The 25,184-nt window shown below is 71.5% G+C and carries 13 protein-coding genes and 3 pseudogenes; 6 read left to right on the forward strand and 10 right to left on the reverse strand.

Annotated features, from left to right (window positions below):
• Positions 1 to 160 precede the first annotated feature (160 nt).
• The 5 genes and pseudogenes from ACIBHY_RS51665 to ACIBHY_RS51685 all read left to right on the forward strand — a co-directional run.
• Entirely contained in the window at positions 161 to 6,985 is a 6,825-nt protein-coding gene (locus ACIBHY_RS51665) for an RHS repeat-associated core domain-containing protein (RefSeq protein ID WP_397310679.1), read from the forward strand.
• The gene (locus ACIBHY_RS51670) at positions 6,982 to 7,401 is read left to right on the forward strand and encodes an SMI1/KNR4 family protein (RefSeq protein WP_397310680.1); all 420 of its coding nucleotides are present in this window, start codon (positions 6,982 to 6,984) and stop codon (positions 7,399 to 7,401) included. Before ACIBHY_RS51665 ends, ACIBHY_RS51670 begins: the two co-directional genes overlap by 4 nt.
• A 157-nt stretch (positions 7,402 to 7,558) precedes the next feature.
• Positions 7,559 to 9,208, forward strand: coding sequence for a BTAD domain-containing putative transcriptional regulator (locus tag ACIBHY_RS51675; RefSeq protein WP_397310681.1), 1,650 nt, complete (start codon positions 7,559 to 7,561; stop codon positions 9,206 to 9,208).
• An 80-nt stretch (positions 9,209 to 9,288) separates the two neighbouring features.
• Complete coding sequence (locus ACIBHY_RS51680) at positions 9,289 to 11,640, forward strand: S8 family peptidase (RefSeq protein WP_397310682.1); 2,352 nt, start codon at positions 9,289 to 9,291, stop codon at positions 11,638 to 11,640.
• Positions 11,641 to 11,645: 5 nt separating this feature from the next.
• Positions 11,646 to 12,521: pseudogene (locus ACIBHY_RS51685) on the forward strand (helix-turn-helix domain-containing protein); the annotation flags it as partial.
• 192 nt (positions 12,522 to 12,713) lie between these two features.
• On the opposite strand, the pseudogene ACIBHY_RS51690 reads toward ACIBHY_RS51685, so the two are convergent.
• The 10 genes and pseudogenes from ACIBHY_RS51690 to ACIBHY_RS51735 form a co-directional block, all read right to left on the reverse strand.
• Positions 12,714 to 12,896, reverse strand: a pseudogene (locus tag ACIBHY_RS51690) (VOC family protein); the annotation flags it as partial.
• A 37-nt stretch (positions 12,897 to 12,933) separates the two neighbouring features.
• Positions 12,934 to 13,224 (reverse strand): annotated as a pseudogene (locus tag ACIBHY_RS51695) (hypothetical protein); the annotation flags it as partial.
• A 63-nt stretch (positions 13,225 to 13,287) separates the two neighbouring features.
• Entirely contained in the window at positions 13,288 to 14,178 is an 891-nt protein-coding gene (locus ACIBHY_RS51700; RefSeq protein ID WP_397310683.1) for an oxidoreductase, read from the reverse strand.
• Between the two features lie 453 nt (positions 14,179 to 14,631).
• A complete protein-coding gene (locus ACIBHY_RS51705; protein ID WP_397310684.1) occupies positions 14,632 to 16,434 on the reverse strand; it encodes a hydantoinase B/oxoprolinase family protein in 1,803 nt (600 codons plus the stop codon).
• Positions 16,431 to 18,512: a hydantoinase/oxoprolinase family protein gene (locus ACIBHY_RS51710; RefSeq protein WP_397257219.1), complete on the reverse strand. Its 2,082-nt coding sequence runs from the start codon at positions 18,510 to 18,512 to the stop codon at positions 16,431 to 16,433. The genes ACIBHY_RS51705 and ACIBHY_RS51710 overlap by 4 nt, the downstream gene beginning before the upstream one ends.
• Positions 18,502 to 19,755 carry an aminotransferase class V-fold PLP-dependent enzyme gene (locus ACIBHY_RS51715; protein WP_397310685.1) on the reverse strand — a complete coding sequence of 418 codons (1,254 nt, stop codon included), beginning with the start codon at positions 19,753 to 19,755 and terminating at the stop codon, positions 18,502 to 18,504. The genes ACIBHY_RS51710 and ACIBHY_RS51715 overlap by 11 nt, the downstream gene beginning before the upstream one ends.
• Before the next feature lie 20 nt (positions 19,756 to 19,775).
• Positions 19,776 to 20,519, reverse strand: coding sequence for an SDR family NAD(P)-dependent oxidoreductase (locus ACIBHY_RS51720; RefSeq protein ID WP_397310686.1), 744 nt, complete (start codon positions 20,517 to 20,519; stop codon positions 19,776 to 19,778).
• A gap of 4 nt (positions 20,520 to 20,523) precedes the next feature.
• Positions 20,524 to 21,891 (reverse strand): MFS transporter, encoded by a 1,368-nt coding sequence (locus ACIBHY_RS51725; RefSeq protein WP_397310687.1) that lies wholly within the window; start codon positions 21,889 to 21,891, stop codon positions 20,524 to 20,526.
• 27 nt (positions 21,892 to 21,918) lie between these two features.
• A complete protein-coding gene (locus ACIBHY_RS51730) occupies positions 21,919 to 23,157 on the reverse strand; it encodes an alpha/beta hydrolase family protein (protein WP_397310688.1) in 1,239 nt (412 codons plus the stop codon).
• Positions 23,154 to 24,590, reverse strand: a complete 1,437-nt coding sequence (locus ACIBHY_RS51735) for an amidase (RefSeq protein WP_397310689.1) — start codon at positions 24,588 to 24,590, stop codon at positions 23,154 to 23,156. Before ACIBHY_RS51735 ends, ACIBHY_RS51730 begins: the two co-directional genes overlap by 4 nt.
• Before the next feature lie 131 nt (positions 24,591 to 24,721).
• Here ACIBHY_RS51735 and ACIBHY_RS51740 point away from each other — a divergent pair, with 131 nt between their 5' ends.
• Positions 24,722 to 25,165: a MarR family winged helix-turn-helix transcriptional regulator gene (locus ACIBHY_RS51740; RefSeq protein ID WP_397310690.1), complete on the forward strand. Its 444-nt coding sequence runs from the start codon at positions 24,722 to 24,724 to the stop codon at positions 25,163 to 25,165.
• The last annotated feature ends 19 nt before the right edge of the window (positions 25,166 to 25,184 follow it).

The following is a 25,184-nucleotide window of genomic DNA, read 5'->3' on the forward strand; positions in this document are numbered from 1 at the left end:
ATCCGCTGCCTCAAGCGCTACATCGCCCGCGAGCTCTACCAGATCATCACCAAAAACGATCAAGAATCCGCCGCTTGACATCTATAGGAGCATCCTGCCACGGGGTCGCCGCGCCGCCGCGGCGACCCCGTCACCCCCACTCTTCGTTTGGAGGTACGGCATGCGCGTCCATGCCGCACGCCGCCGTCGCGCGTCCTTATCCCGGACGCTCCGGGCGGCGCTCACCCTGGTGCTCACGGCGGGACTGCTCTTCGTCCCGCCCACCTACCGCTCGGCCATCGCCGACTCCGAGCGCGACCGGCCCAAACCCGTGGACAGGGAATGGGTCGTGCCCGGCAGATCCGCCGCGGTCAAGCCCCGGATCAGCGAGCCGAAGGCGCCCGACCCGGTCGTCAACTGGCCCGCGCCGGCCACGGCCGAGGTCGACCTGGCGGCGGCCGCCGTCACGGCCCGCAAGGCCGGCGCGGTGGCGGCCGCACCGGCCGGCCCGTCGTCCACCGGACGGGTGAAGATCCAGACCCACGACCGCGCCGCCTCACAGCGTGCCGGCGTCAGCGGCCCGATCATCACCGCGGCCCGCACCGCCGGGCCATCCGGCAAGGTGACGATGACGGTGGACTACGCGCCCTTCGCCGAAGCCTACGGAGGCGGCTTCGGCTCCCGCATGCGCCTGGCGGCGCTGCCCGCGTGCGCCCTGACCAGCCCGGACCGGGCCGAGTGCCGGCGGGCCGTACCGCTGAAGGGGCGTAACGACAGCGCGGCCAGGACGCTCAGCGTGGACGTGGACCTCGGCGCCGAGCCGATGGTTCTGGCCGTGACGTCCGCGGCGGCGGGCGACAAGGGCGACTTCGGGGTCACCTCGCTCTCGCCGTCGTCCACGTGGCAGGTCAGCGCCCAGTCGGGGGACTTCTCCTGGTCCTACCCGCTCCGGGTGCCGCCGGTGCCGGGTGGGCTGGTGCCGAACCTGGCGGTCAACTACTCCTCGGCGGCCATCGACGGCCGCACGGTGAGCAGCAACAACCAGGCTTCGTGGGCCGGCGACGGCTTCGAGCTGTCGCCCGGGTACATCGAGCGCAAGTACAAGTCCTGCAAGGACGACGGCGTGCCGAAGGACCCGACCTACCAGGTCGAGCCGATGGACCAGTGCTGGGCCTACGACAACGCCACGCTCTCCCTGGGCGGATCGGGCGGCGAGCTCATCCCGACCGGCGCCGACTCCTGGGTGCTGGCCAAGGACAACGGGACGAAGGTCCAGCGGCTCACCGGCACCGACGCCGACACCGGCAACGGCGACGACGACAACGAGCACTGGCGGGTGACCACCCCCGACGGCACCCGGTACTACTTCGGCAAGAACCGCCTGCCGGGCTGGAGTTCCGGCAAGCCGCAGACCAACGCCGCCTGGGACGTGCCGGTCTTCGGCAACGACAGCGGCGAGCCGTGCCACAAGGACGCCTTCAAGGACTCCTGGTGCGCGCAGGGCTGGCGGTGGAACCTCGACTACATCGAGGACACGCGCGGCAACGCCGTCACCTTCTACTACGCCAAGGAGAAGAACCACTACGGCCGCAACCTGCGCGCCGCCGACGACACCCCCTACACCCGCGGCGGCTACCTGACCTCCATCCAGTACGGCCTGCGCGGTGGCGACCTCTTCCCGGCCACGCCTCCGGCCGTGGTCGAGTTCACCAACGCCGAACGCTGCCTGGCCGACGAATGCGGCGACATCGGCGCCCACCCGGCCCGCTGGCCGGACGTGCCCTGGGACATGAACTGCGACCAGGGCACCGAGTGCAAGGACGGCAAGGGTACGGCGACGCCGAGCTTCTGGACCCGCAAGCGGCTGACGAAGGTCACCACCAAGGTCGTCAACCCGGCGGGCACCGGCCACCGCGAGGTGGACTCGTGGCAGTTCAAGCACCTGTGGGGCATCGCCGACGTGGACCGGCAGCTCAAGCTCACCGACATCGCCCACACCGGGCACGCCGGACCCGCGCCGATCACCACGCCGCCGGTCAGCTTCGTCTACCAGCAACTGGCCAACCGGGTGGACGAACTCGGCGACGACGTCGGCCCGTTCATCAAGGAACGCGTGGCCGCCATCCAGAACGAGACCGGCGGCAAGCTCGACATCACCTACTCGGAGACGGACTGCACCCCCTCCGACCTGCCCGAACCGGCGACCAACCGGCGCCGCTGCTTCCCCACGTTCTGGCAGAACGCCAACGGCGGGGCCGACCCGAGCCTGGACTGGTTCCACAAGTACGTGGTGCGCGCGCTGATCCAGACCGACCTGACCGGCGGCGGCTCGGACATGGTCACCCGCTACGACTACAGCATCGGCCGGCCCGCCTGGCACTACGCCGACGACGACGGCATCACCCCGCAGAAGTACAAGACGTGGTCGAACTGGCGCGGCTACGACCGGGTCCGCGTGATCAGCGGCGCGACCAGCCAGGCCAGCGGCGGCACGCCATCCCAGACCGACCACTGGTTCTTCCAGGGCATGCACGGCGACCGCGCCGGCCCCTCCGGCGGCACCAAAAACGTCACCCTCCCGGACGGCGAGGGCGGCAACCCCATCGACCACGAGTCGCTGCACGGCATGACCCTGCGCACCGTCACCTACGACAAGGTGGACGGCGCGGCGGTCAGCAAGTCCGTCACCAGCCCATGGCACCACCAGACCGCCAGCAAGTCCCGGCCGTGGGGCACGATGACGGCCAACCTCACCGGCACCAAGACGACCCGCACCTTCGCCCAGGCCGGCTCCTCCTGGCAGCAGACCCGCTCCACCGTGACCGACTTCGACCTCACCAACGGCGCGGCGCTGGCCATCGACGACGAAGGCGAGGTCGGCGTCCCCGGTGACGAGGAATGCACCAGGACCGAGCTGACCGCCGACGGGTCGCGGGTGCTGAGGCTGGCGGCCCGGGTGATCACGGTGGCCCGGCGCTGCGCCGACACGCCGAACCTGACCACCGACCTGGTCGCCGACGTACGCAGCTACTACGACGACAAGGCGTTCAAGGCGGCGCCCGCGCACGGCGAGGTGACCAAGACCGAGCGGGCCGTCGCGGCCACCGCGACCGCGATCACCTCCTACCAGGTGATGGCCCGGTCGAGCTACGATGTCCTGGGCCGGCCGAAGACCGTGACCGACGCCGCCGGGCTGATCTCCTCCACCGACTACTCAGAACCGCACGGCGTCACCACCGAGGTGACCTCGACCACTCCGCGGGCCAGGGCCGGTGACCCAGAATCGGCCATGAGCACCACAAGGGTGCTGGATCCGGCGTGGGGCCTGGCGATCCGGGAGACCAATCCCAGCGGCAAGACGACCATCGCGGACCGTGACGCGCTGGGGCGCACCTCGAAGGTCTGGGGGCCCGGCCGTACGAAGAGTCAGGTTCCCGACAACGAGTACCAGTACCTGATGAACCCCGGCGCGATCGTGGCCGTGGGCGCCAGGACGCTGACCAACGACGGCGGCCAGCAACTCTCCTTCACGCTGTTCGACGGCTGGCTGCGGCCACGGCAGTCACAGGCTCCCGGCAAGAGCGGCGGCACCAAGGGCCGGATCATCTCCGACACCGTCTACAACGGGGCCGGGCAGGTCCACTACACCTTCGCGCCCTACTACGCCGAAGGCGACCCGCGACCCGCCCGGTTCGGCGCGGCGGTCGTGGGCGCGGTGGAGAGCCAGCTCTGGAACACCTACGACGGCCGCGGCCGGCTGCTCACCGAACGGCTGCTGTCCGGCAACAGCGACGGCGCGGCCAACGAGCTGTGGAGCACCCGCTACGAGTACGGCGACGACTGGACCAAGGTCATCCCGCCGTCCGGCGGTACCCCGGTGACCACCTACACCGACGTGCACGGCCGTACCCGCGAAGTGCACCAGCACCGCGCGGCCGGACCGGTCGTCACGAAGTTCGGCTACAACCACCTCGGCCGGCCGGACTCGGTGACCGGTCCCGGCAACCAGGTCTGGACCTACACCTACGACCTGCTCGGCCGCCGGGTGCGGAGCGACGATCCCGACCGCGGCGTGGAAAAGGTCGCCTACGACGACCTCGACCGGCCGGTGCTCACCACCGACGCCCGCAACCACAAGATCGGCATTCAGTACGACGGCCTGGGCCGCCCGATCGCCAAGTACGACGCCACCACCTCCGCACCCGGCACCAAGATCGCCGAATGGGTGTACGACACCGTGCGCAAGGGCCAGCTGACCAGCTCTTCGCGCATCGTCGGCAACGACAGCTACACCACGCAGGTGGAGGAGTACGACAACCTGGACCGCCCCCAGCGCACCAGGGTGACGCTCCCCGCGGGCGAAGGGGCCCTGGCGCCGGCCGGCGGCTACGTCTTCGACACCGGCTACAACCTCGACGGCAGCGTGGCCGCGAGCAGCAGCCCCGCCGCCGGCGGCCTGCCCGCCGAGAACATCGCCTACACCTACGACGACCTCGGCCGCCTGGTTTCCACCAAGTCCCAGCTGTCCACCTATCTGATCGGCACCGACTACACCAAGACCGGCAGGCTCATCGGCCTGCGCATGCGGTCCGGCGCCGCCGGAAAGCAGATCGACCAGACCTTCGACTACGAGTTCGGCACCGGCCGCCTGGCCAAGGCCACCACCTGGCACTTCGGCATGCCCGGCACCGACCGCAGCACCCAGTACGCCTACCAGCCCGCCGGGAACATCACCCAGGTCAAGGACAGTTCCCGCGACGGCGTCGACAACCAGTGCTTCCGCTACGACGAGCTGTCGCGCCTGTCGGAGGCCTGGACCCAGCCCGACGACACGCCGTGCGCCGAGACCGGCGCGGACACCACCATCGGCGGCCCCGCCCCCTACCGGGCCGCCTACACCTACGACGACACCGGCAACCGCCGCAGCGAGTCCCTCTACGGCACCGGCCCCTCCGGCGGCGCCCGGCAGTCCGACCGCACCTACGCCTACGACCCGGCCAAGGCCCACCGACTCACCACCGTCTCCGGAGCCGCCTCCTACGCCTACGACGCCTCCGGCAACACCACAGAACGCCACACCCAGGGCGGCAACCAGACCCTGACCTGGGACGCCGAAGGCGAACTCACCCAGGTCAACGACGACAAGAAGGGCGAAACCCGCTTCCTTCACACCGCCGACGGCGAGCGCCTCATCCGGCGCGACAAGGACGGCACCACCCTGTACCTGCCCGGCCTGGAAGTCCACCTGGCCAAGGGCGCCACCGCCACCACCGCGCGCCGCTTCGTCGGCAACGCCATGCGGACCACCGCCGGGGTCACCTACCTCATCGGCGACCACCAGGGCAGCTCCGAACTGGCCATCAACGCCGAAACCGGAGCCCTGGGCCAGCGCCGTTACGCCCCCTTCGGCCGCTTACGCGGTGCCCAGGGCGAATGGCCCCAGGAACACCAGCGCGGCTTCGTCGGCGGCATCACCGACGACAGCACCGACCTGACCACCCTCGGCGCCCGCGGCTACGACCCCGTCACCGGCCGCTTCATCTCCGTCGACCCCCTCATCCAGATGGGCGACTCGCAGCAGATGAACGGCTACAACTACGCCAGCAACAACCCCGTCACCCTGTCCGACCCGACCGGCATGGCCCCCTGCTGCAGCGGCATCGCCTGCACGAAGTCCCTCGATCCCCCCTGCAGAGACGACCAGCTGGACGACGACGACTGCGAGGGCCCCTGCGACTTCGACAGGGCCAAGAAGGGCCTGGAATCCGGGCGTGACAACGCGGAGAACGAGCGTCGGCAGCAACAGCAGATCGCCAAGCGGAACGCGGTACTCGAAGCCTTGAAAGCCGCCGGCATCGGCTTCATCAAAGACTTCCTCAAGATCGAAGACATCAAGGGCTGCTTCAGCGGCAGCGTGGGCAAGTGCGTCAGCCTGCTCCTCGAAGTGGTGCCCGCCAAGAAAATCGGCGGCCTGATCTGGAAACTCTCCACCAGGGTCCGGATGGGCATCAAGATCTACAAGAAGGTCCAAGGCGCCGTCAAGGCCGCGCGGCAGGCCATCGAACAGCTCGACGCCAGAATCGAGGAGATCAACAAAAGGATCGCCGCCATCGACGGGCTGATGGCCCGCGCCGCGAAACGCAGCAAGAATCCCCGGGCGGCATCGCGTGGCTCGGGCGGTGGTTCCTGCACGTCCAACAGCTTCGCTCCGTCCACGAAGGTCCTGCTCGCCGACGGCTCCGGTAGACGCATAGACCAGCTCAACCTTGGTGACAAGGTCCTGGCCACCGACCCGGAAACCGGCCGCACCGAAGCCAAGGACGTCACCGCCACCATCGTCGGCGAAGGCGTCAAGAACCTCGTCACCATCACCGTGGTCTCCGGGGACATCATCGCCACAGAAGGTCATCCCTTCTGGGTGGAGAACGAGAAGGCCTGGCGCGACGCCAAGGACCTGCGGCCGGGCCAGCTCCTGCGCACCGCCGCCGGCACCTACGTCCAGATCACCGCGGTCAGGGCCTGGAGCGCCCAGGCCCGAGTGCACAACCTCACCGTCGCCGACCTCCACACCTACTACGTTCTCGCCGGCGCGACGTCCGCACTCGTCCACAACTGTGAAGTCAGCGACCTCAGGGTGATCTCAACGGATCAGTCCCTTCCGCACAACCGGGCCTCCGCGACCATCATGCAAGAGGGCTATGCATTCAGCGGTGTGTTCGATCCCGGCACAGGCCGTTTGGTGGCGCGGCTCAGCAGCGGCCCCCATGCCCTTGTCGCTCGCAACGGCGGGCATAGGCCCACCAACATGGAGTTCTTCGACGGATCCCGCGACACGGTCGCCTTCACGGCGTTCGTGCGAAACGGAGGTCTCGAAGTAGGCTGGAGGTCACTGGGCGTCAACATGCGTCACCATGGAGAACTAGAAGCGCCGATGGAATTCCGGGAGCCGATCCTCGCCGCGCTCCGAAGGGCCACGGGCCTCGAAGCATGGAGCCAACCTCAGTGACGGACCTCCTGATAGGAGGACTTCCACTTCCGCCCGCTCTGATCGCGCTGATCAGGGCGGGCAGGTGGGTGCCGCCACCATGTGAGCGCGTCTATCTGGACGTTTTCGGAGCAGAGCCGGACCACCCCTATTTCTATGACCTGCCCGACATGAAACGACAGAACGAATTCTGGCAGCGCTCTGGCACCGAGGATGTCTACGGGTCACCGGTCGAGGGGCGAAGCGTCGGCATCGAGCCGTCCCTCTCCATTGTGATCGGCGACCTGGGCCCGGACATGCCCATCGCCTTGGACTATCGAGCCACATCCACGGTTCCGAGGGTGCTCCACCTGAGATTCTCCGGATCTCCGGAATGGGTGCACATCGCATCGAGCGTTGAGGAGCTCATCAGTCGCCTCTACGGCGATGATCCATGACGGAAGGTGACGTACCCCATTCCCCGAACATTGATCCGTATCATTCGCATATCGGCCGTGCCTCGGACACGCTAAGGTTTTTTCGGGAAATAGTGGGATTCGTCTCGGTTGAATATCCGTTGACGTCATTACTCGACGCCCGGTCAATCATGGACAGGTGATCAAGTCACCACGTGACGGCGTCCTGTTGCTCGGTCCGGTCGAGTTCCGGCGCGCGGGGGCGCCGGTGGCGCTGCCCAGGCGTCAGCAGCGGCTGCTGCTCGGCGTGCTGGCCCTTTCGGCCAACCGCATGGTTCCGCTGCAGCGGCTGGCCGAGGCGTTCTGGCCGGACGGGGCGCCGCAGGGCGGGCGCAGGCAGGTTCAGGTGCTCGTGTCCCGGCTGCGTGGGCTGCTCGCCGGGAGCGACGTGGAGGTTCTTGCCGCCGGGTCCGGCTACGGGTTGCGGATCGACCCCATGGCGGTGGACACGCATCGCTTCGCCGTACTGCGGGAACAGGCCGCCGCCAGCCTCGACGACGAGGAGAAGGCCGGGCTGCTGCGGCAGGCGCTGGACCTGTGGCGCGGTCCCGCCCTCGACGAGGCGGCGGTCGGCGGGGCGCGCGACCTGCTCTGCGTCAGGCTGGAGGAGGCGCGGCGCGAGGCGCTCGAAGATCTTGCCGAGGCGTCGTTGCGGCTCGGGCGCCACCGGCAGGTTCTCGGCGCGCTGGCCGAGGAGGTGGCGGCCGACCCGGCCCGTGAGCGGCCGGCCGGGCTGCTGATGCTCGCGCTGTATCGTTCCGGGCGCGTCGCCGAGGCGCTCGACGTCTTCGAGCGGGTCCGCGCGCGGCTGTCCGGGGAGCTCGGGCTCGACCCCGGTCCCGCTCTGGTACGGCTGCGCCTGGACATCCTGCGCGGCGACCCCCGCCTCGGCGGGCGCTCCGGCGGCCAGGAGGCCGTCGGGCGGACCGGCGATCTTGAGGGCGAGGGGCTGGTGATGCTGGGGCTGGGCCGGATGCGCTTCGCCCAGGACCGCTTCGCCGAGTCCGTGGCCGCCTACGAGGAGGCCAGGCGCGCCTTCCAGCGGCTCGGCGACCGGCGGCATCTGGCGGCCGCCCTGTCCGGGCTGGGGACCGTACGGGCCGAGGGCGGGTGGTTCGCGGAGGGGGAGTCCGACCTGCTGGAGGCGGCGTCGATCTTCGCCTCGCTCGGCGACCTGGCCGGGCACGCGCACGCCGTCTACATGCTCGGCTTCGTGGAACGCGAGCGGGGCGACGACGAACTGGCCCTGTGGCTGCTCGGGCGGGCGCTGCGGGCGTACCAGAAGATCGGCGACCGGCGCGGCGAGGCGCTGCTGCAGCGCAGCGTCGGTCTCGTGCACCGGGCCAGGGGCGAGTACGCGCCCGCGGCGGCCAGGACGCGGGAGTCGCGCCGACTGTTCACCGCCCTGGCCGACCCGCACGGCGCCGCCTACGCCGACCAGTCGCTGGCCAAGATCCGGATCCGCGTGGGCGACCTCCCGCAGGCCGAGCGGGCACTCCAGGCGAGCCTGCGCGTCTTCGCCGGCCAGGGCGACCGCTTCGGCCGCGCGCTTGGCCTGCGCACGCTCGGCGAACTCCGCCTGGAGCAGGGCGCGACGGCCGAGGCCAGGGTCGCGCTGTCGGCGTCGCTCACCCTCTGGGAGGCGCTGGAGCTCCCGCTGTGGCGTGCCCGCACGCTCACCGTCCTGGCCCACCTGGAGCACCGGTACGGCGAAGCCGCCCGGGCCGGCGCCGCCCGCCGGGAGTCGAGCGCCATCTTCGGCCGGATCGGCAGCCGCGAGGGCCGCTGACGTCGCCGGCAACCGCGTGGCAACAGGGCCCGCCTACAGTGCGCACGAGCAGCGTGCCCTGCGCCGCGAAGGAGAGGCTCATGAGGCGATTAGCCATCGTCGCGGTGGCGTTCCTGCTGTCCTCGATCACCGTGGCGGCCGGCACGTCGAACGCGGCGGAGCGACCGTGGGTGGAGCCGGGACTGGCCGCGCGGCTCGCCGCGGGAGCCGAGCTGCGGGTCAACGTGGTGACGAGGGAACGCGCCGATCTGGCCGCCGCGTCCGGGACCGGGCAGGTGCTCCAGACGCTGGCGCGCCTGCCCGTGGTCACCCTGCGTACCGGCCAGGCGGGGCTCCGGCGGCTGACCGGCCTGCCGGGCGTGGTCAGCGTGTCCGAGGACCGGCCGGCGCCTCCGGTTCTCGGGCGGAGCGTTCCGCTGATCGGCGGCGACCGCACCAGGGCGGCCGGGCTGACCGGCGCGGGCGGCGTCGTGGCCGTGCTGGACACCGGGGTCGCCGCCGGGCATCCGTTCCTGGGCGGCCGGGTCGTGGCGGAGGCGTGCTTCTCGCCCGCCGACTTCGACTACTCCGCCTCCAGCCTGTGCCCGAACGGCGCCGCCCGGCAGGAGGGCGCGGGTTCCGCCGACGCCGAGAGCGGCCAGTGCGCCGACGAACTGCTCGACTGCTCGCACGGTACGCACGTGGCCGGGATCGTCGCCGGTGACGGCGAGGGGCTCGACGGCGACGACGGCAGCGGTGTGGCGCCCGGAGCGGGCATCGTGGCCATCCAGATCTTCAGCAGGTTCGACTCCGACGACTTCTGCGGCTCCGGCCGCGCGCCATGCGTGCTCAGCTTCCCCAGCGCCCAGCTCGCCGGGCTGGAGAAGGTCCAGGCGCTGAAGCAGACGCTGCCCATCGTCGCGGCCAACCTGAGCCTGGGCGCCGGCCGGCACACCGCACCCTGCGACGGCGACCCCCGCAAGGCCGTCATCGACACCCTGCTCGCCGCGGGCGTCGCCACGGTGGTCGCCGCGGGCAACGACGCCTACCCGGACGCGATCACCGCTCCGGCCTGCGTGTCCTCGGCGATCGCCGTGGGCAGCACCACCGACGCCGACACCCTGTCCTCCTTCGGCAACCGCGGCCCGCTCCTGGACCTCCTCGCCCCGGGCAGCGACATCATCTCCTCGGTGCCGGGGAACGGCTGGGCGCCGATGAGCGGCACCTCCATGGCCGCCCCGCACGTCTCCGGCGCGCTCGCCGTCCTGGGCCAGGCCTTCCCCGGGCTCGGCCCCGCCGCTCTGGAGGCCAAGCTGAAGGAGAGCGGGCGGGCCATCAGCTATCCGGGCGCCACCACGCCCCGCCTCCAGCTCGATGACGCCGCCCTGGACGCGACGCCCCGGCCGGGACCCGACCAGTACTTCCACTCCCGCGGCAGGCTCCTGGACAACGTCCAGATCAGCGCGAACTCCGCTATGGCCGTTCAGGTCGCGGGCGTGGCCGGACTGCCTGCCGAAGGTCTGCGGGCCATCTCGCTCAACGTCAGCGCCAAGGGCGAGGGATTCGGGTCGGGGGCGCTGGCCGTACACGCCTCGAACGAGCAGGAACCGGACGGAAAGGTCCTCGCCTACGACCACACCCGCTTCGCGTCCACGATGATCATCACCAGGGTCGGCGCGGACGGGAAGGTCAAGGTCGTCAACCGCGGCGCGGGTGCGGTCAGGGTGACGCTCGACGCGCACGGTCACACCCTCGACCGCGCGGCGGCCTTCGTGGGCGGCACCTACGTCCCGATCACGCCGGCGCGGGTGGCCGACCGCACCGTCGTCCCCGCGTGGGGCAACCACCAGCTGTCCACCGCCGCCATGCCCGGACTGCCCGCGACCGGCGTGGCCCAGGTCGCGCTCACGGTCATCCTGAAGAGCCCCTCGACGGGCACGATGCGCGTCTACGCCGCCGGTGACGCCTTCCCCGCCGAGGCCAACGCCGACTACCCGGCGGGCGTCGCCACGCAGTTCCACACGATCGTCAGGCCCGGCCCCGACGGGAAGATCAACGTGCACAACCTCGGCTTCGACAACGTCGAGATCTCCGTGGACGTCGCCGGCTACTACACCGCCGGGCAACGGGCCTCGGTCGTCAAGGCGATCCGCCCTGCGCCCGCGGCCAGGGCGCTGGAGATTCCGGCGGGCGGCACCAGGACGCTGCGGTTCGCCGGCGTCACGGCGGTCGGGCTGACCGTCGCCGCCAGGGGCGCGGCGGCCGGGGTCGTCTCGGTGGTGCCGCAGAGCGGGCCCGCGACCTCGCGGGTGGTCGCGTATCCGGCGGGCAAGGACGCCGTCGGCTTCACCACCGCCGCCGTGCGCGCCGACGGGTCGGTGGTGCTGAAGAACGAGGGGACCGGACAGGTGAGTGTCGACGTCGATGCCTACGCCCACTTCGCGAGGGGCTAGAAGTGGTGGACGGGTTGCACGGCCGCAGACTCGCGGCGGAACTGCGTGTTCTCAAGGCCGCCTCCGGTCTGGGGCTGGTCCAGATGGCGGCGCGTACGCACTGCAGCAAGTCCTCACTGGAGCGCTACCTCAACGGCAAGCTGCTGCCCTCCCGGCAGGCCGTCGAGGCCATCAGCCAGGCGTGCCGCGGGGACACCGCGCGGCTGGTGGCGCTGTGGGAACTGGCCGTGGCCGATCCGCCCGCGTGGCGGCGCCCGGCCCAGTTGCCGCATGACGTGGCGGGCTTCACCGGCCGTTCCTCCGAGCTCGCCCGCCTGGCGGCCCTCGTGCCGGACGCGGGCGACGCCGTCGCGATCGCGGTGATCGACGGAGTGGCCGGCGTCGGCAAGAGCGCCTTGGCGGTGCACTTCGCGCACCGCGTGGCCGGCCGGTTCCCGGACGGCCAGCTGCACGTCGACCTGCGCGGTTCCGGCGCCGGCCCGATGCCGCCCGCAGAAGCGCAGGCCCGCTTCCTCCGTGCGCTCGCCCCGGACCTGCGGCACCTGCCCGCCGAGGTGGGCGAGCGGGCCGCCCTGCTGCGCAGCCTGATCGGCGAGCGGCGCCTGCTCGTCCTGCTGGACGACGCCGCCACCACCGACCAGGTCCGCGCCCTGCTGCCCGGCAACGCCGGATGCCTCGTCCTGGTCACCAGCCGGCACCGCCTGGGCGGTCTGGTCGCCCGCGACGGTGCCCACCACCTGGCCCTGAGCCCGCTGACCGCCGCCGAATCCGCCGACCTGCTGGCGGCCGCCGCCGGTGCCGGACGCGTCGCCGCGGAACCCGAGGCCGCCGCCCGCCTGACACGGCAGTGCGGATATCTCCCGCTGAACCTGCGTGTGGCGGCCGAACAGCTCATCGTGCGCCCGTCGCTCACGATCGCCGGCCTCCTCGCCGACCGGCGCCGATGGGCCGGCCGGGAGGCGGCACGGGCCCAGGCGGTATGGGCGTTCAACGTGCTGGGCCTGCGCGACGGCCCGGCCGAACTCGTGGAAACGCTGGCCATGGCCTACCTGATCGAGCACCAGGACCTCCCGTCAGGCCTGGTAGAGCCAGATCCAGTTGCCGCTCGGGTCGCGGACGGCCGAGCAGCGGGGCATGCCGTCGGGGTCGTGCGGGGCGACGGCCTCGGTCGCGCCGGCGGTGACGGCGCGGGCGTGGCAGGTGCCGAGGTCGTCGGTCAGCAGACCGAAGGTTGAGGCGCCGGGACGGTCCATGCGGTTCTGGGAGGCGCGGCGGCGGCTCCGGGGCGTCGGCGCCGCCCATGAGGCGGTCGAAGATGAGGCCGTCGACGCGGGCCACGTAGTCGCGGGCGCGCGCCCGCGGGCCGCGGGCGGCCCGTTCCAGGAAGGCGCGCATCTGCTCGCGGGCCGCCTCCTCGTGCGGGGCCAGGATGGCACGCAGCCGCGGGTACTGCACTCCGCGCCCTGCGCGCCTTCGGCCCTGGCCCTGGGTTAGATGGTCAGGCACGCCGGCTGGACCCCGCCGTCCCTGCCCGCCAGGATCGAACGCCGCCAAGCACTCCCGCAACGGCTTCACACCTACCATCACCACCGCGGACACACGGCACTCGGCGGCCGGCCGCGTACCCAACCTCTGAGGACGGAACAACTAGCCGGCCAGTTCGGCGAGGTCCTCGGCTTTCAGCCGCAGATCTGCGGCGGCGATGTTCTCCTCCAGGTGCGCGACCGACCCGGTGCCCGGTATCACCAGGATCGACGGCGACCGGGCCAGGAGCCAGGCCAGCGCGACCTGCGGCACGGTCGCGTCGTGCCGGGCGGCGACCTTGGCCAGGCGCGCGGTCACGGCCTCGTCGAACTCGCTGATGGGGAAGAACGGTACGAACGCGATCCCGGCCCGCGCGCAGGAGTCCACCATGGCCTCGTGCCGGCGGCGGCCGACGTTGTACAGGTTCTGCACGCACACGATCGGCGCGATGGCCTGCGCCTGGGCCAGCTGGGGCGCTGACACGTTGGAGATGCCGAGGTGCCGGATCATTCCCTCGTCCCGCAGGCCGGACAGCGTCTTGAGCGCCGGCTCCATGGAGCCTTCCTCGGGTGTGACGGCGCCGTCCATCCGCAGGTTCACCAGGTCGAGCCGGTCGACTCCCAGCGATGACAGGTTCGCCTCGACGGCGCGGCGCAGCCCGTCGGGGGTGAGCCCGACGCGCGTGCCGGGCGCGCGGTCCTCCTCGCCTTCCATGATCGGCCCGACCTTGGTGGCGATCACCAAGCCGGCCGGGTACGGGTGCAGCGCCTCGCGGATGAGGTCGTTGGCGGCCACACCGTCGCGGCGGTAGTAGTAGCTGGTGTCGAGGTGGCCGACCCCGAGCTCCACCGCACGACGCAGGACGGCGAGCGCGGTGTCGTGATCCGGCCGCCGGGCGCCCTGCGGCCAGCCGGTCAGTTTCATGCAGCCATAGCCGATCCGGGTGAGGTCGAGGTCGCCACCGATCGTGAGGTGTCCGGCAGACCTGGCGTCTGGCGTGCGTGCTGTGGTCATGGCGACAGCAAAGCAGACAGGGATATAGCCCTATAAGCAAGTAGGAAATATTGGACTTAAGGGATCCCGGCCTAGCGTCGCTGGTATGAGCCAGGGTTTCCCGCTGACCAGGCGCTCGCACGTCGACCACGGTCACGTCGCCAGCGCCCGGTGTCGCTGATCACGGACCTGTAGCCACCTCACCGACGACTCCTCCTTCTCCGCGTCCCCCTGCGCGAGCATGCCCACTCTCGTGAGGAATCCCTCGTGATCAAGCCAACGCCCACCTTCGGTCACCCCGACAGAACGAGCTCGCCCGCATGACCGACCCGCTGCCCGGCCGTTCCATCGCCGCCCACCAGTTCAGGCGGGCGCTGGCCGTGCACGCCGGCGGCGTCGTGGTCATCACCGCCCAGAGCGACGGCCTGCCCGTCGGCCTCACCACCACGTCCTTCTCCTCCGTCGAGGAACCCTCTACGCCGTCGAGGACGCCTGACGGGCGCGCAGGCGGGCCGTGCCGTCCGGGTCCGGGTGACCGTCGGCGTCGAGGGCGACCAGGTAGACCTCGCGTGCCCGCGCCGCCGTGATCCAGCCCTCGCGCACGTCGCGGGCGACCGCCCCGGGCGCGCGGGTGTGCGGGGGACCGTACCCGCCGCCTCCGCTCGTGCGGGCGAGCAGCCGCTCGCCGTCCTCGACGTGGACAGGGCCGCAGATGTCCACCGGGCGCAGCGTCCCGTCGCGCTCCCGCTTGAGCTGGGCCGAGGGCGCGCCGGGCAGGCCGCCTCTGGCGCCCATCATCGGGTTGATCGAGCCGTCGTTGGCGTAGATGGCCGCGATCGTGCCGCCGAGCGGGCCGTACTCGACCTCCAGGCCCGGGGCGCCGCGATGCCGGCCCGCTCCTTCGGTGTCGGGCGCCAGCCGCCGCCGGTGGATGACGATCGGCTGTTTGAGCTCGTCGATCTCCACGCTGTCCAGCAGCAGCGTGCCACCGCTGCCCAGGTCGCTCATGGTCAGCCAGCCGTCGGCGGCCGGTCCGCCGGCGCCGCCGTTTGGGCCGATGAAGATCTGGTTGACGAAGGGGGCGCCGGTACGCTCGTCGGTGCCGGACACGACGGCCTCGGACGGCGACATGCCGGAGCCGACCTCCGCCAGCCCCATGTCCGCCCCGATCTCGGCCATCGCGCGCTGGACGATGTTGCCCACCCGGTTGGCCAGGTTCGTGGTGGCCACCGAGCAGCTGAAGGGGTGGCGGGGGATGCCGACGACGCAGTTGTCGCGCAGGCGCACCCGCACGCGGCGGAAGCTGCCCTGGTTGTGCGGGACGGTGTGGTCGATGCTGTTGAACACGCCGATGAGCGCCGCCGTACGCGAGGACGCCTCGCTGAGGTTCAGGCCGGACGGCACGCAGTCGGGGTTGTCGCGCAGATCGACCTCGATGATGCCCGCCTCCGGCCGGACGGCGACCGTGGCCTGGATCGGCACGCCGTCGGGCACGCCGGGGAAGGGATCGTGCCGGGTCGCGGTGGTGGCCACGCCGGCGGGCAGCGCGCGGATCGCCGCCTCCATGCGGGCTTCGCCGTAGTCGAGCCAGTCGCGGGCGAATCCGGTCAGCGTGTCCCAGCCGACCTCGTCGGCGAGCTGGAGCAGCGCGCGTTCACCGATGCGGGCGCTGCCCAGGACCGCGAGGTAGTCGCCGCGCCACTGCTCGGGCACCCGGATGCGCATCTCGCACATGCGCAGGATGTCCGCGCAGTCGGCGTAGGCGTCCTGCACCCGGACGACCGGGAAGATCAGCGCCCCCTCCTCGTACACGTCGCGGGCGCTGGCCATGTAGGTGGTGGGCACCGAGTTGCCGCAGTCCGCCTGGTGGGCCTTGGCCAGCACGGTGAAGCGGTGCACGCCGTCGGCGTCCATGACCGGCACGAGGATGGAGTGGTCGGCCGCGTGCGTGTTGCCGTGGTAGGGCGAGTTGTGCAGGAAGGCGTCACCGGCCCGGGGCCGGGGATAGAACTCCAGCATCGACCGGGCCTGCAGGTCCGGGCCGCCCATCACGTGGATCGGCGGGCTGTCGCCGGTCATCAGCACCTCGCCGGCCGCGGTGAGCACGCAGCAGGAGAAGTCCCTGGCGGTGTTCAGCACGCCGGAGCGTCCCGACCGGGCAAGAGTGTTCGACATCCGGCGCACGATGGCCTCGAAGCGGTGGCTGAGCACCGCGAGCCGGGCTCCGTCCAGCCTCTCCCCGGTACGGCCCGGCGCTGGCGCTTCCACACTGGTCATGCGGCGTCACCTCTGTTGATGATCAGGGAGCCGGAGGGGCCCAGCTCCGCCGTGCTGATGGTGTCGGCGATCACCACCGTGGTGAACGGCGACTCGATGAGCACCGGTCCCGGCACCCGTTCGCCCGGCGCGATCGTGGCCAGGGGCCGTACGGGAACGTCGGCCATGCCGTGACCGGTCACGAAGGCCCGCCGTACCGACGGCCGCCGCGGATCGGTGAGCCGGGTCGTCAGCGTGCCCCCGGAGCCGGGCAGCGCGACGCGTACCCTCGCGTCCCAGCTCACCACCTCCACCGGCGAGGCCTCGTCGCTGATGCCGAGGATCTGCCGGTGCATGGCGTGGAAGTCGGTCTCGAACTCCCCGACGTCGCCGGGCTCGAAGGCGCGCACCCGCAACGGCACCTCCAGCTCCCAGATCTGCTGCGGGTAGCGCGCTTCGGCGTACAGGGTGATGGAGGCGCCGGAGCCCGGCATCCTGGCGACGAACTCCCGGCAGCGGCCGAGCAGGCCGGCGAGCGCGAGGTTGACCTTCCCGGTGTCGAAGGAGCTGGTCACGGCCGGGACCGTGGCGGAGTACACCGCGGTGAGGTCGGACATGAGCGCGCCCGCCGCGGCGAGGGCGGCGCCCACCGCGGGGACGACCAGGCTGCGGCTGCCCAGGCGGCTCGCCACCGCGACCGCGTTGAGCCCGGCGGCGCCGCCCCCGCCGACCAGGACGGCGCGGCCGGGATCGATGCCCTGCTGCAGCGTGATCTCCTCGATGGCGCGGACCATCTGCTCGGTGGTCAGCTCCAGGATCGCCTGGGCGGCGCCGACCGGATCGAGCCCGAGCGGCCCGGCGACGTCCCGGGTGACCGCGGCCACGGCGGCGGCCGGGTCCAGGGTCATCGAGCCGTTGGAGAAGGAGTCCGGGTCCAGGTAGCCCAGCACCAGCGCGGCGTCGGTCACCGTGGCCGCGGTGCCGCCGCGCCCGTAGCAGGCGGGGCCCGGCACCGAGCCCGCGCTGTGCGGACCGACGTGCAGCAGGCCGCCGGAGTCCACCCAGGCGATGCTGCCGCCGCCCGCGCCGACGCTCTTGACGTCGATGGACGCCAGGCCGGTCATGTGCCCGGTGCCCTCGGCGCCCACCCACGCCGAGCGGGTCGAGGGGATCTCGCCCTTGCGCACCAGCGTCACGTCGTAGGTGGTGCCGCCCGCGTCCGCGACGATCACCTCGTCCGCGCCCAGATCGGTGAAGGCGTAGGCGCGCCCGGCCACCGGCGCCATCGACGGGCCCGAGTTGATCGTGAGAATCGGCATGGCGATGGCGTCGTCCACGTCGGCGACGCCGCCGACGGAGGTGACCATCAGAACCCGGCCCGTCAGCCCGGCCGCGCGCAGCCGTGCGGTGAGCCCGTCGAAGTAGGCGCTCATCAACGGCTTGAGCGAGGCGTCGATGGCCGCCGAGGAGGCCCGGCGGTACTCGCGCAGGGACGGGTTGAGCGCGTGGGAGAGCGTGTGCGGCACCCCGGGCAGCCGGCGCCGGAGCACCTCGCCCACGGCCCGTTCATGCTCGGGGTTGACCGTGGCCCACAGCAGGCAGACCGCGACCGCCTCGATCTCCGCCTCGATCAGCCGGTCGCAGGTGCGTTCCAGCTCCGCCACGTCGAGCGGCCGCAGGACCGCGCCGGTGGCCGAGACGCGTTCGTCCACCTCGAAGGTGAGCGAGCGGGGGACGTACGGCTCGGGGAAGGGCGTGGTGAAGTCGAACGGGTCCCGCCTGCCGCCCTCGCGCAGCAGCAGGATGTCCGGATGACCGGCGGTGGTGAGCAGCGCCGTCCGGGCCGTGGTGCCGGTGAGGACGGCGTTCAGGCCGCGGGTGGTGGCGTGCACGAACGTCTCCACCCGGCCGAGGAACGCCTCCAGCGGCAGGCCGTCGGCCGCCGCGGCCATGCCCAGGACGTTCAGGATGCCGAGCACCGGGTCGTCCGGCACCGTCGGCGACTTGAACAGGCGCAGGCAGGCCTCGCGTTCCACCACCAGATCGGTGAAGGTCCCGCCGATGTCCACCGACACCCGCAGGGAGGCTTCAGAAGCCATAGCTGGACACGCTCTCTCGCTCGGCCTCGTCCGCGTCGCCGTTCAGCGGTACGGCCAGCCGTACCGCATCGCGGAGATCGTCGAGGAAGTGGGGGATCTGCCCATGGTTGTGCGGCATGGGCACCACGACGATGCCGACCGGGGCGGGCACCGCGCGGGCGGCGAACATCCACCCGCGCGCCCGCAGCTCGTCGGCCACCGGCCGCAGGTCCAGGGTGCCGGAGTGGATGAGCGACATGTTGATCCGCGACCCGGGATACACGCTCAGGCCGTCGATCTCGCCCACGCCTGCGGCCAGTTCGTCGCGCATGGCCATCGACGCCAGGGAGACGGCGGTGTACCCGGCCTCGCCCAGGAGCTTGACCATGGTCCAGGCGCCCGCGATGGGCCCGGTGCCGCGGGTGCCGGACATCGTGCCGTTGGGCGGGCAGATCTCCTTCGCCGCGGCGAGCAGGGAGGCGTCACGGAAGAACAACGTCCCGGCCGGCGGCGGGGCCATGCCGTTCTTGTGCAGGTCGGCGCTGATCGAGCACACGCCGGGCAGGCGGAAGTCCCAGGGCGGGATGCCGGGGTCGTAGCCGGAACGCTCCAGGAAGGGCAGGATGTAGCCGCCGAACGCGCCGTCGACGTGGAGGTAAAGGCCCCGCCTGCGCGCGATCTCGCTCATCGCCTCGATCGGGTCGACGCTGCCGTACGCCCACGTGCCGGCGGTCGCGATCAGGGCGACGGTGTCCGGGCGGATCGCCGCCTCGATCGCGGCCGGGTCCACCAGGTGCAGCCCCTCGGCGGGAGCGGGGACGGGCACCGGGTCGAGGCCGAACATCGCGCACAGCTTGGGCAGGGAGTAGTGGCCGTTGTCGGGATAGACGACGCTTCCGGTACGGCGCCCGGACAGCTGCCTGGCGGTCAGGATGGCGCACATGTTGGACTCCGAGCCGCCGGACGTCACGAAACCGGCCGGTTCCTCGGCGCCGAGCAGGCGGCCCATCCACCGCACGATCTCGGCTTCCATCTCGCGCGCGCCGCCCCCGGTGATCCAGGTTTCACCGTGAATGAAGCGGCGATACGCCTCCACCGACGCCTCGCGGACCGCATCTCCCCAGGGCAGATCGGGTGTCGAGACCAGGTGCGGGCCTTCGTCGAAGAGGTTGCGCGCGGTCTCGGGGAATCGGGAGACCAGCTCCAGCCGGTCGAGTTCGCGGTGCCAGTCGGCGGATCCGACGCCACTGGGAAAACGGGTCATGCCAAACTCCTAGAAATCAGCTACTGGGCGATGAAGCCGCCGTCGATGGGCAGGCTCGCGCCGACCACGTACGCCGCGGCGTCGGAGGCCAGGAACACGACCGCCGGGCTGATGTCGTGCACCAGCCCGATGCGCCCGGCCGGGGTGGCGGCCACGATCTCCCGCTCCACCTCGGTGGTGATCAGCTCCCGGTTGATCGGGGTGTGCACGTTTCCCGGCGCGACCGCGTTGACCCGGATCCCCGCCGGCGCCAGCTCCGTGGCCAGGGCCTTGACCATGAGCTCCACGGCGCCCTTGGAGGCGCAGTACGCGCTGTCGCCGGGCGAGCCGACATGTCCTGACATGGAGGAGACGAAGATGATCGAGGCGCCGTCGCCGAGGTGGGGCAGGACCGCCCGGGTGAGCCGGAAGGGCGCCCGCACGTTGATCGTCCACTGGTCGTCGAACACCTCGTCGGTGGTCTCCGCCAGGGATGCCTGGGTGTAGATGCCGGCCGAGTGGATCAGGACGTCGATCCGGCCGAACCGGGCCAGCGCCGCCGCGACGATCGCGTCGGGCGCGTCGTCGGCGCGCAGGTCCACGGCCACGGTGGCCGCGTCGGCCCCGGCGGCGGTCACCGCCTTCGCGGCCTCCTCCAGCCGGGACTCGGAGCGGCCGGCCAGGACCACGCGGGCGCCCGCCGCGCCGGCCGCGCGGGCGATCTCCGCCCCGATGCCGGAGCTGGCGCCGGTGACCACGGCGACCTTGCCTGACAGGTCGAACATGCTGTCACGCCTTTCTGGTGAGTTCGGACAGCGCCGCGGCGATGTCCGGCCGCAGGAAGCGGGCACTGTGGAGGAACACGTATCCGGCGGCGAACGCCGAGATCGGCATGACCACCGTCAGCGCCATGCGCGGCCCGAAGGAGTCGGCGACGAATCCGGCGAAGACGGACCCGAGGAAGCCGCCCATGAGGAAGGTGAACACCGGCAGGATCGCGAACGCCTGGGTCCGCACCCGGGGCGGGGTGACCGAGGCGATCAGCGGGTTGACCGCGGTGAGGGCGACGCCGCTGCACATGCAGGCCAGCACGTAGAAGGTGAGCAGGGGCCAGACCGAGGGGAACCAGACGCCGGCCAGGACAAGCACGCCGAAGGCGAGCATGGCGAAGCCGGCCAGGTGCATGATCCGTTCGGGATGGCGCCGGTAGGAACGGTCGAAGTGGTGCCCGGTGATGATCATCGCGGCGATGACCGGGATCTGGGCCAGGGAGAAGACGACGCCGCGGGCGGAGGCGTCGAACCCGTACTCGTCGCCCAGCAGGATCGACATCTGGAGAGGGAGCGTGGCCAGCGCCAGGCCCAGGACGCCGATGCCCACGCACATGTGGACGAAGGTCTTCACCCGCATCATCTGGCGGAACGCCTGCGTGATCCCGACCGGCGGGCCCGCCGTACCGGAGAACAGCTGGTGCTCGGCCCGGCCGCGGCCGGGCTCCCTCAGGAAGACGGCCGCGGCGAGGGCGGCCAGCGCGTACGGCACGGCCAGTGCGAAGTAGGCCCACCGCCACGCCTGCGGTCCGCCCACCAGCCCGGCGACCCCGCCGGCCAGGGCCGGGCCCAGCGCCTGTCCCAGCGGAGTGGCCATGGCGTGCAGCGACAGGATCCGGCCGCGCCCCTGAACCGGGTAGGCGTCGGACAACATCGACAGGAAGACCGGGTTGGAGTACGCGGCGGCGACGCCGGTCAGCAGGTAGGCGACGAGCAGTTGCCAGGTGTCCTGCGCCAGGCCGGCCAGCGTCAGCGCGAACGTGCCCAGCGCGCCGGAGGCGACCACGAGATGCTTGCGGTTGACCCGGTCGGCCAGCCACGCCATGGGGATGCCGCCGACCGTCAGCGCGACGCCCGCCAGCCCGGCCATCGCGGTGAGGAAGGCGGCGGAGATGCCGAAGTAGTCCCTGATGTCCGGCGCGAGCGTGGTGGTCGCCTCGCGGGTGAGTTGTTCGAGGGCCACGAGCGGGATGGCGGTCGCGCAGATCGACCAGCCGCCGTGGCGGAGTGTGTCGAGCAGTCCCGGCTCCGTGGCTTCGGCACCGGGCAGCAGGTCGTCCGGCAGGACGACGGGTTCGGACGAATCCGGCACATCGGCGGCGGTCATGTGTCGCCCTCTTCCTTCAGGGCGCCGTTAGAGGTGCTCGTCCAGCCAGTCGAAGGTGAACTCGGCCGCCGTCGCGGTCCCGCCGGTCTGGCAGTGCAGCTGCGCGGTCGAGGTCGTGTCGAAGAGCAGGAAGTCCTTCGGGCAGGTCAGCGCGTCGTAGAGCTGCTCGGCGTGTCCCGCGGAGAACCGCTCCTCGGCGCCGTCCATGACCAGCGTGCGGCAGGTGATCTGTCCGGCCACGTCGGTCAGGTCGCAGGCGTCGAGCTCCTTGAACAGCTCGTACGGCGTCTGCACGCCGTGCTTCCAGGAGGCGTCGCGGATGAACCACTCGGCCAGCGGGGAGGCCTCGCAGAGGGCGGCCGCGGCGGCGTTGAACGCGCCGGGTCCCTCCTCCAGGGCGTGGCTGAGCGCCTCCGGCAGGTTCTCCTTGATGGAGGCGCCCCACTTCAGCACGCCCGGGTTGGCCACGCACACCTTCAGCCGGGACTCGAACGCCGCCGCCCGGGGCGCGAGGTAGCCGCCGAAGCTCAGTCCCATGAGGCCGATGCGCTCGCGGTCGACGCCGTCGAGCTTCTCGGCCACGTCCACGATGGGGGAGACGACGTTCTCCCAGTCGTGGCGGAAGTGGAGGTTGTTCACCCGCAGCGCCGCGCCCTGCCCCGGTCCCTGTACGGCGAGGCAGTGGTAACCGCGGCGGATCGCGTTGTCGTAGACCCAGCGGGTGTCCTCCGCCCAGGCGTCACGCCCCTGGAAGAAGATCAGCAGGGGCGCCGGCCCCTTGGCCAGCGGGGAACGGTAGAGGTAGGAGGGCAGGAAGCTGTCCTGGTAGGGGATCTTGAGCAGCTGCCCCGGATAGTCCGACAGCTCGAGGTAGCGGTCGTAGCAGGCGTAGGCCGCGACCGCGTTCGCCCTGACCCTGGGGTCGTCGGGGAAGCTGAAGTGCAGCAGCGAGGTGCGCCAGTACGTCGAGGCCCGCAGGTAGGCGCCGGCGGCGCTGACCAGCCGGCCCTTGCGCTCGGCCGCCTCGGCCCGCTGCTGCAGCCGCGAGGCCACGTCGGACCAGGCCGTGACCCAGCTCTCCTCGTCGTCGACCCGGATCTTCCCCGCGGCCTCCAGGCATTCGCCGAGGTCGGACATGCCGAAGAACATCATGCCGAGCGTGTGCTTGAGCTGGTCGTCCATCACCTCGTTGCCGATGAACACGTGGGAGGTCCAGTGGTCGCCGGGGAAGTACGGATTGGGCCGGGTGTCGGTGGACGTCGTCATGAGAACCTCTCTGCTTGGTGGGGAGCCCGCGCGGCCCAGGGGCGTGCGGCCTCGAGCTGGGCGGCGAGACGGAAGAGCATGCCTTCGTCGCCGTAGGGCGCGACGAAGTGGGCGCCGAGAGGGATCCCGGCGGCGTTCCAGTAGAGGGGGATCGACACGGCCGGCTGGCCGGTGATGTTGATGAGCGTGGTGAACTGCAGGAAGGCGCCCATGAGGGCGAGGCCGCCGGTGGCGAACGCGCCGAGCGGCGGGGCCGGGGCGGCGGTGGCGGGCGTGAGCCAGAGGTCGTAGGGCGCCTGGAAGGCGGCCAGGTCGTCGCACAGGGTCTGCAGCTCGGCCAGGGCGTCCATGTAGGCGCTCAGGCTCGTCGAGCCGGACCGGCCCTGTTCGATCATGGCCCAGGTGGCCGCCTCGAAGTCCTCCGGCCGGGCCTTCTTGCCGGTGACGCGTTCGAGGTGGGCGATGTCCCAGGCCAGACCGCCCGCGGAGACGGTCGTGAACGGCCTGGCGAGGTCGGAGTCCAGCCGGGGCGTGCCCTCCTCCACGTGGTGGCCGAGGCTTTCGCACAGGCGGGCCGCGTCCTCCACGGCCGCGACGGCGTCCGGGTGGAGCGGCGCGCCGAGGAGCGGCTCCCTGGTGAAGACGATCCGCAGCCTGCCGGGGTCGGTTCTGGTCTCCTCCAGGTAGGGGCGCGGTGGCGGGGGTGCGACGAACGGGTCGCCGGGCAGCGGTCCGGCGGTGGCGTCGAGCAGGGCCGCGCAGTCGCGGACGCTGAGCGTGATCGCGTGTTCGCTCAGCACCGCGATGCGCATGGAGACCCCGGCCCGCCGGCGTGCGGAGGCGATGCGCAGCCGGGTCGGCTTCATGCCGAACACGCCGCAGCACGAGGCCGGCACCCGGATGGACCCGCCGCTGTCGCTGGCGTTGGCCATCGTGACCATGCGGGCCGCGACCGCCGCGGCGGCGCCGCCGCTGGAGCCGCCGGCCGACAGGTCCGGGTCCCAGGGGTTCCTGGTGGGGCCGAACAGCTCCGGTTCGGTGGTCGGCTGGAGCCCGAACTCGGGCAGGTTGGTCTTGCCGCAGACGACGAGCCCGGCGGCCTTGTACCTGCGGGTGAGCTCGCCGTCCCGGTCGGGGACGTAGCCGGCCAGGAACCTGCTGGCGGAGGTCATCGGAACGCCCGCGTAGGCCACGCCGCCGCCGTCCTTCAGCAGGAACGGCACGCCGGTGAACGGCCCTTCCGGCAGCGGGGCGGCCAGCGTCGCGCGGGCCTCGTCGTACATCGTGGTGACGACCGCGTTGATCGCCGGGTTCGTCTTCCCGACGCGGTCGATCGTGTCGTCCAGGAGCTCGGCCGGGGTGACCTGGCCGGTGCGGACGAGCTCGGCCTGGGCCAGTGCGTCCAGGCCGTCGGGCGCTACTCGGCCGCCCATGGCCAGAAGTAGTTAAGTGCTTTAATCATATGGGGAGTGTAGCCACTTTCTCGTCGTACGCAATGGGGCGGAGCGCCTCAATCCATTCAATTAGGCTGTGGCCGATCAAGGACGCAGTGTGAAGGAGAGACATGGACAAGGGTATGGACGCCGACCTGCTCGCCGCCGTCCGGACGATCGTCCGCCTGGCCCGCATCGCCCAGCAGGCGTGCGAGGAGGGCGGTCTGACCATGCCGCAGTACCGGGCCCTGACCAGCGCGGCGGCCGGCCGGCAGCGGGCCTACGAGCTGGCCAGGTACACGGCCGTCAGCCGGCCGGCCATCTCCGCCCTCACCAACGGCATGGTCAGGAGCGGCCTGATCGAGCGCGGAGGGCTGGCCTCCGACGGGCGCGGCGTGGTCTTCGACGTCACCCGGCATGGGCACGAGGTCCTGGACACCGTGAACCGCCTGCTCGTCGAGCGCTTCCAGGAAGTGCTCGGCGACGCCCGGGAGGTCCTCAAGGTGCTCAACAGTGAGGCGCTCGAGGAGTCGCTCGAACGTCAGGCGGACAAGGACTTCGGTCCTGCCAAGTAGTGCGTATGTCCATATAGTT

The organism is Nonomuraea sp. NPDC050547, assembly GCF_044457345.1.
Taxonomy (GTDB): Bacteria; Actinomycetota; Actinomycetes; order Streptosporangiales; family Streptosporangiaceae; genus Nonomuraea.

Bases quoted from the DNA above. Each gene is read 5' to 3' on its own strand.
- ACIBHY_RS51665 (WP_397310679.1), top strand. From the start codon at position 161: ATGCGCGTCCATGCCGCACGCCGCCGTCGCGCGTCCTTATCCCGGACG.
- ACIBHY_RS51680 (WP_397310682.1), top strand. From the start codon at position 9,289: ATGAGGCGATTAGCCATCGTCGCGGTGGCGTTCCTGCTGTCCTCGATC.
- ACIBHY_RS51700 (WP_397310683.1), bottom strand. From the start codon at position 14,178: ATGACCACAGCACGCACGCCAGACGCCAGGTCTGCCGGACACCTCACG.
- ACIBHY_RS51705 (WP_397310684.1), bottom strand. From the start codon at position 16,434: ATGACCAGTGTGGAAGCGCCAGCGCCGGGCCGTACCGGGGAGAGGCTG.
- ACIBHY_RS51710 (WP_397257219.1), bottom strand. From the start codon at position 18,512: ATGGCTTCTGAAGCCTCCCTGCGGGTGTCGGTGGACATCGGCGGGACC.
- ACIBHY_RS51715 (WP_397310685.1), bottom strand. From the start codon at position 19,755: ATGACCCGTTTTCCCAGTGGCGTCGGATCCGCCGACTGGCACCGCGAA.
- ACIBHY_RS51720 (WP_397310686.1), bottom strand. From the start codon at position 20,519: ATGTTCGACCTGTCAGGCAAGGTCGCCGTGGTCACCGGCGCCAGCTCC.
- ACIBHY_RS51725 (WP_397310687.1), bottom strand. From the start codon at position 21,891: ATGACCGCCGCCGATGTGCCGGATTCGTCCGAACCCGTCGTCCTGCCG.
- ACIBHY_RS51730 (WP_397310688.1), bottom strand. From the start codon at position 23,157: ATGACGACGTCCACCGACACCCGGCCCAATCCGTACTTCCCCGGCGAC.
- ACIBHY_RS51735 (WP_397310689.1), bottom strand. From the start codon at position 24,590: ATGGGCGGCCGAGTAGCGCCCGACGGCCTGGACGCACTGGCCCAGGCC.
- ACIBHY_RS51740 (WP_397310690.1), top strand. From the start codon at position 24,722: ATGGACAAGGGTATGGACGCCGACCTGCTCGCCGCCGTCCGGACGATC.